Consider the following 12,438-nt stretch of genomic DNA (forward strand, 5'->3'; position numbering starts at 1 on the left):
ACGTCAGTCGGCCCCGGCCTCGGCCAGGAACCGCTGGATGATGGGCGTCTGTCGCGCTTCCTCGAGCAGGAAGCAGTCGTGACCGTACGGCGCGTCGATCACATGCAGTTCGACCGGCTTGCCGAGGGCACGCAGCGCCCGCTCGATTTCCTCGGACGCGGAGGGAGGGTACAACCAGTCGGAGCTGAAGGCGATGAGCAGGGTCCGCGCACGGACCGGCTCGAGGGCCCGCTCCAGCGACCCGCCGCCGTGCTGCCGCGCCAGGTCGAAGTAGGTGAGCGCGCGCGACAGGTACAGGTAGGTGTTGGCGTCGAAGCGCTTGACGAACGAGCCGGCCTGGTGGCGCAGGTAGTTCTCCACCTGGAACTCCGGCTCGGTGATCGTGTAGCGGATGTCGTCGGAGAACTGCAGCCGGCGGCCGAACTTGCCCTCCAGCGCGACCGCGGACAGGTAGGTGATGTGGCCCACCATCCGGGCCACGCCCATGCCGGCGTCGGGCGCCCGGCCCGTGCCGTAGTAGCGGCCGCCCTGCCAGGCCGGATCCCGCATGATCGCCTCACGCGCGATCGCGTTCCACGCCACCCCCTGCGGGTGGAGCGCGTGCGTGCTGGCGATCACCACGATCGAGTCGACCTCGTCGGGGTAGCTGACCGCCCACTCCAGGGCCTGCATGCCGCCGAGCGAGCCCCCGGCGACCGCGGCGAGCCGTTCGATGCCCAGCGCCCGCAGGAACGCCCGCTGCGTCCGCACCATGTCGGCGACCGTGATCACGGGGAAGTCCGGCCCGTACGGCTCGCCGGTCTCCGGGTTGATCGACGACGGCCCGGTCGTGCCGCGGCAGCCGCCGAGCAGGTTGGTGCAGACGACGAAGTAGCGGTCGGTGTCGAAGGCCTTGCCGGGACCGATCATCCCGTCCCACCAGCCGAGCCCCTTGTTGCGCGCGCCGTCCCGCTCCTCGGCGCCGAACCCGTCACGGGTGCCCGCCTCGGGCGGCGTCTTGGCGATGCCGGCGGCGTGGGCGTCGCCGCTGAGCGCGTGGCACACCAGGATCACGTTGTCGCGCAGCGGCGACAGGGTGCCGTAGGTCTCGTAGGCGACACGCACGGGGTACAGCTCGCGGCCGCAGTCGAGGGGGATCGGCTCCGGCAGGTCGAGGTACCGGGTCTCCACCACGCCGACACTGCCGGGTGCGACCGTCGGTACTGAGTGTGACATGGGGCCATGCTAGCCGCCGCCTTCCGTATATGGTCAAATACCTAGCGGCAAACCTGGGATTTAGGCAAAGGACGGATCTCATGACGACCACGGTCGACAACGGTGTGAACGTCAAGCACCTGCTCGACGCCCGCGAGGCCCTGAAGCAGCAGCCGGAGGCCGCCCAGTTCGTCTGGAAGGCGAAGTCCAAGTGGGAGCGGGGCGTCAACACCACCATCACCGTCAAGGAGTTCTACGGCCTCGGTGAGGACCGGGAGCACAAGAGCGAGTCGGTGTTCAAGGCCGACCACCCCGAGGTCTTCGGGGCCGAGGACGACGGCATCACCCCGATCGAGTACCTCCTCGTCGGCCTGGCGAGCTGCCTGACCGCCGGCATCGCCTCCGTCGCGCAGAACCGCGGCATCCAGCTCCGCTCGGTGGAGGCCACCGTCGAGGGCCGCCACGACATCCGGGGTATCCTCGGTGCCGACCCCGACGTCCGGAACGGCTACAACGACATCAAGGTCACGTTCCACATCGACGCCGACGCCTCCCGCGAGGACATCGAGGCCCTGGTGGCCCAGTCCCAGAAGCGTTCGGCCGTGTTCGACGCCCTCACCAACCCGACGGACGTCACCGTCGAAGTCGCCTGAAAGGTCCGGCCATCAGCGAGCAAGTCACCACGGTCGTCATCGGGGCCGGCCATGCCGGCCTCGCGGCGAGCCACTTCCTGAGCGAACGGTCGATCGACCACGTCGTGCTCGAACGCGGTGAGGTGGCGAACTCCTGGCGGAGGGAGCGCTGGGACTCCCTCCGCCTCCTCACCCCGAACTGGCAGAGCCGCCTGCCGGGCTTCCACTACGACGGCCCGGACCCGGACGGCTACATGTCCATGCCCGAGGTGATCAAGTTCATCGAGGGCTTCGCCGCGTTCACCCGCGCCCCCGTCCGCACCGGCGTGAACGTCACCTCGGTACGGCGCGGCGACGACGGCTACCACCTCACCACGAGCGACGGCGAGTTCCGCGCCCGCACGGTGGTGCTGGCGAGCGGCGCCTGCAACCGGCCGAACGTGCCCGGGCTCAGCGAGGGCGTGCCGCCGGAGATCGTGCAGATCACCCCGTTCGACTACCGCGGGCCCGACGCGCTTCCCGAGGGCGGCGTGCTCGTGGTCGGCGCGTCCGCGACCGGCGTGCAGCTCGCCGCCGAGCTGCAGCGGTCCGGCCGCCAGGTGATCCTCTCGGTGGGCGAGCACGTACGGCTGCCGCGCGTCTACCGCGGCCGCGACGTGCTGTGGTGGATGGACCACTCGGGCGTGTGGGACCAGCGGTACGACGAGATCGACGACCTCACCCGGGCCCGCCGCCTGCCCTCCCCCCAGCTCGTCGGCACCCCCGAGCGGGTGACGCTCGACCTCAACGCGCTCACCGCCATGGGGGTCGAGCTGGTGGGCCGCTGGGCCGCGGTGCGCGACGGCGTCGCGCTGTTCTCCGGCGGCCTGCGCAACATGTTCACGCTCGCGGACCTCAAGATGAACCGCCTGCTCAACACCTTCGACGAGTGGGCGCGCGAGACCGGCCGCGACGACGAGGTCGACGCCCCCGAGCGCTTCGAGCCCACCCGGGTCCCGTCGTCCGCCCGCCTGCGCATCGACCTGCGCAGCGGCGAGATCCGCACGGTCCTGTGGGCCACCGGCTTCCGCCCCGACTACTCCTGGCTCCACGTACCGGTCGTCGACGACAAGGGCCACCTCCGCCACGACGGCGGCGTGGTCGCCGACAGCCCCGGCCTGTACGCCCTGGGCCTCCCCGTCCTGCGCCGCCGCAGGTCAACCTTCATCAACGGCATCGAGTCCGACGCCCGCGAGGTCATCGACCACCTCGCCGGGCATCTGGACCACGCCGCGTGACGCCGTCCGGCGTACCCGCGGAGCCACGCGAAAGCCGGCCCAGCCGATCCTGGGCCGGCTTATCTACTCCACCGGTACAAACCGCGGGGTGCGATCGGGAGCCAATTGCCGACGCTCGATTGTCCGGCCGCACCGCGTGGACAGGCCGCGTCCCGGGCTGGTCTTACGGTCAGGTGGGACCGGCATCGACGGGTCTGGGGGACCTTTTCGCTGAGGTCCACTCCCGTACGACCGCGCGGTGGCGTCCGGCGAGACGCTGTGTGACCGGCAAGGGCGCGTCATCCCCCATGCGCCCGGTCGGTAATGGTGGCAGACCGGCCCCGCAACGCCGTGTACGCCGGTGTCAGGCAGTGGCAGCTGGATGGATGTCGGCCCCGCCCGGCGATGGGAAGGACGACGCCTCGCGACCGGCCATCGGGTGCACCGGCCGATCGCCATGGTCATCCTGACGGCCCCGGGCCCCTCGTGCTCGTCGCCCCGCCGGAAGCCATGGCGGGCGGGCCGAGACGGCGCCGGCGATCCTTCGGTCAGACGGAAAAACCAGCTCACTCGCGGTGAGCTGGTTTCGATGGTGCCCCCTGCAGGATTCGAACCTGCGCACCCGGCTCCGGAGGCCGGTGCTCTATCCCCTGAGCTAAGGGGGCGCGCCGCGGGTTCAAGGTTACCAGTCGTCGAGGGGTGGTTGGGACATCGGCGGGGTCACGGATCAACGACCGGACACGGTTCGGGCGGGGAGTGGGCGGAGAGAGGGGGTTTGGTTTAGCCTCGCGGCCGTGAGTGATTCTCCTGGGCGTGTGCTGGTGGTGGATGACGACGAGGTCATCCGGCAGCTGATCGCGGTCAACCTCACCCTGGAGGGGTTCGAGGTGGAGACCGCCTGCGACGGGCAGGACTGCCTCGACCGGGTGCTGGAGGTCCGGCCGGATGTGATCACCCTCGATGTGATGATGCCGCGGCTGGACGGGTGGGTGACGGCCACCCGGCTGCGGGACGACGAGCGGACCAGGCACATCAAGGTGATCCTGCTCACCGCTAGGGCGCAGGAGGCCGACAAGCAGCGCGGGCTCTCGCTCGGGGTGGACGCCTACATGACCAAGCCGTTCGATCCGGAGGAGCTCATCCAGCTCGTGCGCGAGCTGGCGCAGCAGGCGCGGGCGCCGCAGCACGGCTGAGCGCGGCCGGACGGGGTGGAACCGGGGCGGGAGCGGGCGGGACGACGCGCGGGCCGCGGCCGCCGGCGGGGCAATGGCCATCTAGCTGGGCAAACAGGACGAATGACCTTACAGCGGTCTTAGCCGCCAGGGCGCATCCTGGACTCATCCTGCTGGTGCGAAGGAAGAAGAGATGAGTCCCGGCCACGACGAGTTCAGCACGACGGAGATCCTCGAGAGCGGACCTCCCCGGCGTCGCCGCCTCCCGAGGTCCGTCCTCTTCACCGCGGTCGCCGCGATCACGGTGACCGCGGGCGCGGGAGTGGCGGCCGCGACCACGACCGACACCCCGGAGCCCGGGACGCCGACGCCCACGGCCACCGCCACGGGCGGCCCGGCCCCGAGCGAGAGTCAGAGCCCGGCCCCGAGCGAGAGCCCGTCCGCCGGGCCGGACCGGGACGGGCGATCCCGGTGGCGCGACGGCCGGGGTTCGCGGTGGTTCCGGCCCTTCGGCGGGAGCATCCACGGCGAGTTCACGGTGCCCGGCGCGCAGGAGGGCCAGTGGCGGACGGTCGCCGTCCAGGTCGGCGAGGTCACCGCGGTCGACCAGGACTCGGTGACGGTCCGCAGCGCGGACGGCTACACCCGGGAGTACGTGGTCACCTCGGACACCCGGATCAACAGCGACCAGGGGATCGGCGCGGTCCAGGTCGGCCACCAGGTCGCGGTGACGGCCCAGGTGGAGGGCGGTACCGCGACCGCGCGCGATCCTCGACAGGGACCTGCGGCCGAGCCGTGGCTTCCGGCACTACCGGAGAGGCCCCCACTGGCACGGCCGCGACAACGACCAACCTCACTCCTCACCACCGTCGCCGTCGGCCACGCCCTCGGCGACGACCACGGCCTGAGGGCTCACCACCCGAGGGAGCCCTCGGGCCGTGGCCACACCCGTCCACGGTCACAGCCTGCGGTGGACACCCGGCCCCGGCTCCGCGTCACGCGGACCGGGGCCGAGGCATGCCCGGAGACCGCCCGCCAGCCCGCCGTGGGCCGATTCCCGCGGCACGGCCCGGGGCACGCCCGCCGGTACGGCCCGGCCGTACGGCTTGCCACTCCGGCTTGAGGCCGGGGCCTGCATGCCCGTTCGCCGGGAAGCCCGGCGATCGTTCAGCGGGCTCGCCGGGGAGGCCGTACGGCTCCGGTCCCGGGCCTGGCCCGCTCGTGGTCGGCCCTGGGTCACGAGGACCGACGGGCCGGGCCACATCCTGCGATCACCTCGGCACAGCGGACCGCACCGCGCCCGCCGGTTCGGCCCGGCCGTACGGCTCAGCCCTCGGGTTCGAGGTCGAGGCCGGCGGCGCGGGCCTGCTCGACGAGGAGGGCGGCGAAGTCCTCCTGGCCGTGGCCGGTGGCCACGGCGGCCTGGATGAGCTGGTGGGTGAGCGCGGCGAGCGGGACCGGGGCCTGCAGGGCGCGGGCGGCGGCGAGGCCAAGGTCGAAGTCCTTGCGCAGCAGCTCGGTGGTGAACGAGGGGGTAAAGTCGAGCCCGACCAGGGCCGGGGTCTTGTACCGGGTGAAGGTGGAGCCGACCACCGAGTCGTTGAGGAAGCCGAGGAAGGTCGCCCGGGGGATGCCGGCCTTCTCCGCCATCACCGTCACCTCGGCGAGCGCCTGGGTGAGCACGCCGAGCACGATGTTGTGGCAGAGCTTGGCGACGCGGGCGCTCTCCCCCTCGCCCACGTAGCTCACGGCCCGGCCGAGGGCGCCGAGCACGCCGGAGACCTCGTCGAACGCCTCCCGCGGGCCGGACACCACGAGCGTGGCGTTGCCCGCGGCGACGGCGCCGGGGTTGCCGCTCACCGGGGCGGCGAGCAGCGCGGTGCCCTCCGCCGCGGCCCGGTCCCGGACGCGCTGCGAGACGTCGGGCGCGACGGTCGAGGTGTCGACGAGCACCCGGCAGCCGCCCGCGTCGAGCAGCGCGGTGGCGACCTCGGCGAACTGCGGGGAGTCCGGCAGCGAGGTGAACACCACGTTGAACCCGGCGAGGTCGGCGATCGCGTCGGCGACGGTCGCGCCGGAGATCGCCTCCGCCTTCGCCCGGGTGCGGTTGTACACGGTCACCGCGTGCCCGGCCGCGATCAGCCGCGCCACCAGGGCGGCCCCCATCCTGCCGACGCCGATCCATCCGATGCGGGTCACCGGCCACCTCCCGGGCCTGCTGCGATCACCTTTCCGCGAGTCTGTGCCGCACCGGTCCGCCGCGTCAACGGCTCCGCCGTACCGATCTGAGAGCGCTCTCAAACACGCTCAGCGCCCGTTGGGTAACAGCAATTGTTACCTAGTCAGCCCTTGACCGCCATGAAAATTACAAACAATCTTAACGGAGAGCGCTCTCTTCATGATCAAGATTTCTGGCACCCAGAGAGGGTTCCCAATGGGTAGATCGCGTTCCCGGCTCCTTGTTCCGCTCGTCTCGGCCGCGATGCTCATGGTCGCCGCCTGCGGCGGCGGGGGCGGGGCCGGCTCCGGCGGGCAGGGCGCGGCCCCGGGCGAGAAGATCAAGCTGACCGTCGGGCTGTTCGGCGACTTCGGCTTCGGGCCGCTGTACGAGGAGTTCAAGAAGACCCACCCCAACATCGAGATCGAGGAGCGCCAGGCCGCCTTCGCCGACCACCACACCAACCTCGCCGCGCGCCTCGCCACCGGCGCGGGCGCGGCCGACGTGGAGGCGATCGAGGTCGGCTACATCAGCTCGTTCACCGCGCAGCCGGACAAGTTCGTCAACCTGCGCGACTACGGCGCGGGCGAGCGGGAGAAGGACTACCTCGACTGGAAGTGGAAGCAGGGGCTGGCGAAGGACGGCTCGACGATCGTCGGGCTCGGCACCGACGTGGGCGGCCTCGCCATGTGCTACCGCAGGGACCTGTTCGAGAAGGCCGGGCTGCCGAGCGACCGCGACGAGGTGTCCCAGCTCTGGCCCACCTGGGAGAAGTACATCGAGGTCGGCAAGAAGTTCACCGAGAAGGCGCCGGACGGCGCGAAGTTCTTCGACGGCCCCGGCGAGATCTTCCGGGCGATGATCGGCCAGGCCCCGGTCGGCGTGTACGACGAGAACGACAACATCGTCGTGGCCACGAACCCGCACGTGAAGCAGGCCTGGGACCTGAGCGTGCAGATGATCCAGGCCGGCCTGTCGGCGAAGATCGGCGCGTTCACCCCCGAGTGGAACACCGGCTTCGCCAAGGGCTCGTTCGCCACCGTGGTGTGCCCGGCGTGGATGACCGCCTACATCCAGGACCAGGCGAAGAACGCGGCCGGCAAGTGGGACATCGCCGCGATCCCCGGCGGCGCGGGCAACAGCGGCGGCAGCCACCTGACCGTGCCCAAGCAGGGCAAGCACCACAAGGAGGCCGCCGAGCTGGTGATGTTCCTCACCTCGCCGGAGAACCAGGCGAAGGTGTTCAAGAGCACCGGCAACTTCCCGTCGATCCCGGCCCTCTACGACCAGCCGGACATCCAGGACTTCAAGAAGGAGTTCTTCAACAACGCCCCCGTCGGCAAGATCTTCTCCGACGCGGCGCGCAACCTCAAGCCGCAGCACCTCGGCCCCAAGGAGGGCGACGTGCGCACGGCCATCGGCAACGGCCTCACCCGGGTCGAGCAGGGCAAGCAGTCGCCCGATGAGGCCTGGCAGCAGGTGCTGAAGGACGTGGAGAAGATCAGGTAGGCCCGGCCCCTCCGCCGACGTCGTCCGCGGGCCCGCCGGCGTACGCCACGCCACGCGGGCCCGCGCAGCCGGAAAGGAAACCGATGTCCGCTCCCGTGAAGGCGGAGGCCCGGTCCCGGCCCGCGCCGTCCCGCCCGGCCGGCCACCCGCGCCCCCGCCGGCACCTGTTCGACACGAAGATCTCCCCGTACGCCTACATCTCGCCGTTCTTCCTGCTGTTCTTCGCCTTCGGCCTGTTCCCGCTGGCGTACACGGCGTGGGTGTCGCTGTACGACTGGAACCTGCTGTCGTCGGAGCAGACCTTCGTCGGCCTCGACAACTACACCGAGCTGCTCGCCGACGAGTACTTCTGGAACGCGGCGTTCAACACGCTCTCCATCGGCGTGCTGTCCGCGGTGCCGCAGCTGCTGTTCGCGCTGTGGCTCGCCCACCTGCTCAACCGGCCGCTGCGGGCGCAGACCTTCTTCCGGGTCACCCTGCTGCTGCCGAACGTCACCAGCGTGGTCGCCGTCGTGGTGATCTTCAGCCAGCTCTTCGGCCGCGAGTTCGGGCTGATCAACATGGTGCTCGAGGCCTTCGGGCTCGGCCGCATCGACTGGCAGGCGGGCACCGCGACCAGCCACGCCGCGATCGCCACGATGATCATGTGGCGGTGGACCGGCTACAACGCGCTGATCTACCTCGCCGCGATGCAGGCCGTACCGCGTGAGTTGTACGAGGCCGCCACGCTCGACGGCGCGTCCACGTTCCGGCAGCTCGTCAGCATCACGATCCCGATGATCCGGCCGACGATCATCTTCACCGTCATCGTGTCCACGATCGGCTCGATGCAGGTGATCGCCGAGCCGATGCTGTTCGGCGCGCAGGTGAGCGCGGGCGCGATGGCCACCGGCGGCGCGGACCGGCAGTTCCAGACCCTCGCCCTGTACCTGTACGAGCAGGGCTTCCGCAGCTTCGAGTTCGGCTACGCCTCGGCCGCGGCCTGGGTGATGTTCCTGCTGGTCGTGATCGTCGTCGGGATCAACTTCCTGCTGGTACGGCGGATGCGGGGGTCGCTCGACTCATGACGAACCGACACACCACCTCGATACGGCGGGCGTGGCAGAGCATCGCCTCGCGGCCGCTCACCTACCTCACCCTCACCGCGGTGGCGTTCTTCTCCGCGTTCCCCATCTACTGGAGCGTGGTCGTCGCCTCGCACGACAACTCGGCGCTCGCCCAGATTCCGCCGCCGCTGCTGCCCGGCGGCAACTTCTTCGCCAACGTCGCCCGGGTGTTCGACACCGCGCCGTTCCAGCTCGCGCTGCTCAACTCGGTGCTCGTGGCCGGGTCGATCACGATCTCGGTGATGCTGTTCTCCACGCTCGCCGGGTTCGCCTTCGCCAAGCTGCGGTTCCGCGGGCGCAACGCGCTGCTCGTGCTCGTCATCGCCACGATGATGGTGCCGACCCAGCTCGGGATCATCCCGCTCTACATGATGATGATCAAGCTGGAGTGGACCGGCACGATGTACGCGGTGATCGTGCCGTCGCTGGTGAGCGCCTTCGGGGTGTTCTTCATGACCCAGTACCTGTCCCGGGCGCTGCCGACCGAGCTGATCGAGGCGGGGCGGGTGGACGGGGCGAGCACCTGGGCGCTGTTCTGGCGGGTGGTGCTGCCGATCGCCCGGCCGGCCGCCGCGGTGCTCGGCATGCTCACCTTCATGACGGCCTGGAACGACTACTTCTGGCCGCTCGTCGTGCTCACCCCGGAGAACCCCACCGTGCAGGTGGCGCTGTCCCAGCTCGCCGCCGGATACGTGCAGGACTTCACCCTCGGCCTCGCGGGCACCGCGGTCGCCACGCTGCCGCTCGTGCTCGTGTTCGCACTGCTCGGCCGCCACATCATCGGCGGCATCATGCAGGGCGCCGTCAAGGGATGACGCCGGTACGGCCCGCCGTACCCGAGCCGCGGCGGGCACCGTTCGCGGCCACCGGCAACGGCCCGCGCAGGGCACCGATCACGGAAGGAGAACGATCATCGACACCGAGACTCGGGGGCGGCCGGCGACGCTGAGCGCCGCCGGCCAGGACCACGACGACGTGATTTTCCCGGACGGCTTCGTGTGGGGGGCGGCGACCGCCGCCTACCAGATCGAGGGCGCGGCGGCCGAGGACGGCCGGGGCCCGTCGATCTGGGACACGTTCTCGCACACGCCCGGCAAGGTGCGCGACGGGCACACCGGCGACGTCGCCTGCGACCACTACCACCGGTACGCCGAGGACGTGGCGCTCATGCGCGAGCTGGGCCTGCGGGCGTACCGGTTCTCGGTCGCCTGGCCGCGGGTGCAGCCGGACGGCCGCGGCCCGGTCAACGCCCGGGGCCTCGACTTCTACGACCGGCTCGTCGACGAGCTGCTGCGGGCCGGGATCACCCCGTACGTCACGCTCTACCACTGGGACCTGCCGCAGGCCCTGGAGGACGCGGGCGGCTGGCCCGAGCGGGACACCGCGTACCGGTTCGCCGAGTACGCGCGGGCGGTGTACGACCGGCTCGGCGACCGGGTGCGCACCTGGACCACGCTGAACGAGCCGTGGGTGGCCGCGTTCCTCGGCTACGCCTCGGGCCGGTACGCGCCGGGCCGTACCAGCCCGGCGGACGCGTTCCGGGCGGCGCACCACCTGCTGCTCGCGCACGGCCTGGGCGTGGCCGCGCTCCGCGAGGCCGGGGCCGGCCAGATCGCACTCACCCTCAACCTCGCCCCGGTGCGCACCCCGCCGCACGCCACGTCGGAGCCGGACCAGGCCGCGGCCCGGCTCGTGGACGGCCTGCTCAACCGGCAGTTCCTCGACCCCGCGCTGCGCGGGAGCTACCCGGAGGACGTGCTCGAGGTGGTGGAGCGCCACGCCGGGCTCGGCCACATCCGCGACGGCGACCTCCAGCTGATCAGCCGGCGGATCGACCTGCTCGGGGTCAACTACTACAACCCGAGCGTGGTCTCGGCCCGGCCCGGCGAGCCCGCGAACCCGGCCTTCCCCGGCACCGAGGGCGTGCGCTTCGAGCCGCCCGCCGGCCCGGTCACCGCGCTCGGCTGGGAGATCGACCCCACCGGGCTCAGCTCCCTGCTCGTCCGGCTCTCCCGCGAGTACCCCGGCGTCGGCCTGCTCATCACCGAGAACGGCGCGGCGTTCGACGACACGGTGGAGCCGGACGGGGCGGGCGGCGACCGCGTCCCGGACCGGGACCGCATCGCCTATCTCGACGGCCACCTGCGCGCCGCGCACGCCGCCATCCAGGCGGGCGCCGACCTGCGCGGCTATCTCGTATGGTCACTCTTGGACAACTTCGAGTGGTCCGAGGGCTACCACCCGAGGTTCGGCATCGTGTACGTGGACTATGGGACCCAGCGGCGGGTGCCCAAGGACAGCGCGCTGTGGTATCGGGATGTGATCCGGCGGAACGGAGTGCGGTGAGCAGGACGAGACGACCGACGCTGGAGGCGGTGGCGGCGCGTGCCGGAGTGTCCCGGGCGACGGTGTCCCGGGTGGTGAACGGCCTGCCGACGGTCACCCCGGAGATCCGCGCCCAGGTGATGCGGGCGATCGAGGAGCTCGGGTACATCCCGAACTCGGCGGCCCGCAGCCTCGTCACCAAGCGCACCGACTCCTACGCCCTGGTCGCCTCGGAGCCCCCGTCCCGGGTCTTCTCCGACGATCCGCTGTTCTCGATCGTGATCCGCACGGTGAGCGTCGAGCTGGAGGCCGCCGACAAGCAGGTGGTGCTCATGCTCGCCAGCTCGCCGCGCAGCCACGCCCGGATCGAGCGGTACGTCGCGGGCGGCCACGTGGACGGGGTCATGCTCATCTCGATGCACGCCGCCGACCCGCTCCCGGCCGCGATCCTGCGCATGGGGGTGCCGGTGGTCTCGTACGGCCGGCCGGCGGTGAACGTCGAGATGCCGTACGCGGACAACGACAACGTGGGCGGCGCCCGCCGTGCGGTCGAGCACCTGCTCGCCACCGGCCGGCGCCGCATCGCCACGATCGCCGGGCCCCCGGACATGATCGCGGGCCAGGACCGGCTCACCGGCTACCGGGAGGCGCTGCGCGGCTCGGGGCGGCGGTCGATCGTCGCGGTCGGCGACTTCACCCGGGAGTCCGGCGCGGTCGCGATGCGGCAGCTGCTCGAGGACGATCCGCAGCTCGACGCGGTGTTCGCGGCGAACGACCTGATGGCGATCGGCGCGCTGCAGGCGCTGCGCCGGGCGGGCCGCCGGGTGCCCGACGACGTGGCCGTGGTCGGCTTCGACGACATCGAGGCGGCGAAGTTCACCGATCCCCCGCTCACCACGGTGCGCCACCCGGTCGTCGACCAGGCGACCGCGATGGTGCGCCTGCTGCTCACCCCGCCGTCCGAGCGGACCACCGACCGGGTGATCCTGCCGACCGAGCTCATCGTGCGGGACTCGGCGTGACGGG

Annotated in this window: 11 protein-coding genes and 1 tRNA gene; 9 read left to right on the forward strand and 3 right to left on the reverse strand. The window is 71.4% G+C overall.

Annotation, left to right across the window (positions count from 1 at the left end):
• Window positions 1–3: 3 nt before the first annotated feature.
• Window positions 4–1,215, reverse strand: coding sequence for a homoserine O-acetyltransferase MetX (metX, locus tag FHX40_RS17335; protein WP_142260594.1), 1,212 nt, complete (start codon window positions 1,213–1,215; stop codon window positions 4–6).
• A gap of 80 nt (window positions 1,216–1,295) precedes the next feature.
• Here metX and FHX40_RS17340 point away from each other — a divergent pair, with 80 nt between their 5' ends.
• Window positions 1,296–1,847 (forward strand): OsmC family protein, encoded by a 552-nt coding sequence (locus tag FHX40_RS17340; RefSeq protein WP_142260595.1) that lies wholly within the window; start codon window positions 1,296–1,298, stop codon window positions 1,845–1,847.
• Between the two features lie 38 nt (window positions 1,848–1,885).
• Window positions 1,886–3,103 carry an NAD(P)-binding domain-containing protein gene (locus FHX40_RS17345; protein WP_211350458.1) on the forward strand — a complete coding sequence of 406 codons (1,218 nt, stop codon included), beginning with the start codon at window positions 1,886–1,888 and terminating at the stop codon, window positions 3,101–3,103.
• Between the two features lie 569 nt (window positions 3,104–3,672).
• Here the strand turns inward: FHX40_RS17345 and FHX40_RS17350 are convergent.
• Window positions 3,673–3,747: transfer RNA gene (locus FHX40_RS17350), tRNA-Arg, on the reverse strand.
• A gap of 150 nt (window positions 3,748–3,897) precedes the next feature.
• On the opposite strand from FHX40_RS17350, the gene FHX40_RS17355 reads away from it, so the two are divergent.
• Entirely contained in the window at window positions 3,898–4,275 is a 378-nt protein-coding gene (locus tag FHX40_RS17355) for a response regulator transcription factor (protein WP_142261850.1), read from the forward strand.
• Window positions 4,276–4,447: 172 nt separating this feature from the next.
• On the forward strand, window positions 4,448–5,377 hold the full coding sequence (locus tag FHX40_RS17360; RefSeq protein ID WP_142260597.1) for a hypothetical protein: 930 nt from the start codon (window positions 4,448–4,450) through the stop codon (window positions 5,375–5,377).
• A gap of 203 nt (window positions 5,378–5,580) precedes the next feature.
• Here the strand turns inward: FHX40_RS17360 and FHX40_RS17365 are convergent, their stop codons facing one another.
• Window positions 5,581–6,453 carry an NAD(P)-dependent oxidoreductase gene (locus tag FHX40_RS17365; RefSeq protein ID WP_142260598.1) on the reverse strand — a complete coding sequence of 291 codons (873 nt, stop codon included), beginning with the start codon at window positions 6,451–6,453 and terminating at the stop codon, window positions 5,581–5,583.
• Window positions 6,454–6,688: 235 nt separating this feature from the next.
• Between FHX40_RS17365 and FHX40_RS17370 the strand changes: the two genes are divergently transcribed.
• The 5 genes from FHX40_RS17370 (at window position 6,689) to FHX40_RS17390 (ending at window position 12,434) form a co-directional block, all read left to right on the forward strand.
• The gene (locus FHX40_RS17370) at window positions 6,689–7,981 is read left to right on the forward strand and encodes an extracellular solute-binding protein (protein WP_142260599.1); all 1,293 of its coding nucleotides are present in this window, start codon (window positions 6,689–6,691) and stop codon (window positions 7,979–7,981) included.
• Between the two features lie 83 nt (window positions 7,982–8,064).
• Window positions 8,065–9,048, forward strand: coding sequence for a carbohydrate ABC transporter permease (locus FHX40_RS17375; protein ID WP_142260600.1), 984 nt, complete (start codon window positions 8,065–8,067; stop codon window positions 9,046–9,048).
• Complete coding sequence (locus tag FHX40_RS17380; RefSeq protein WP_142260601.1) at window positions 9,045–9,902, forward strand: carbohydrate ABC transporter permease; 858 nt, start codon at window positions 9,045–9,047, stop codon at window positions 9,900–9,902. Before FHX40_RS17375 ends, FHX40_RS17380 begins: the two co-directional genes overlap by 4 nt.
• Before the next feature lie 160 nt (window positions 9,903–10,062).
• Window positions 10,063–11,433 carry a GH1 family beta-glucosidase gene (locus FHX40_RS25860; protein ID WP_229788998.1) on the forward strand — a complete coding sequence of 457 codons (1,371 nt, stop codon included), beginning with the start codon at window positions 10,063–10,065 and terminating at the stop codon, window positions 11,431–11,433.
• On the forward strand, window positions 11,430–12,434 hold the full coding sequence (locus tag FHX40_RS17390; RefSeq protein WP_142260603.1) for a LacI family DNA-binding transcriptional regulator: 1,005 nt from the start codon (window positions 11,430–11,432) through the stop codon (window positions 12,432–12,434). Before FHX40_RS25860 ends, FHX40_RS17390 begins: the two co-directional genes overlap by 4 nt.
• Window positions 12,435–12,438: the final 4 nt, after the last annotated feature.

Source organism: Thermopolyspora flexuosa, assembly GCF_006716785.1.
Classification (GTDB): domain Bacteria; phylum Actinomycetota; class Actinomycetes; order Streptosporangiales; family Streptosporangiaceae; genus Thermopolyspora; species Thermopolyspora flexuosa.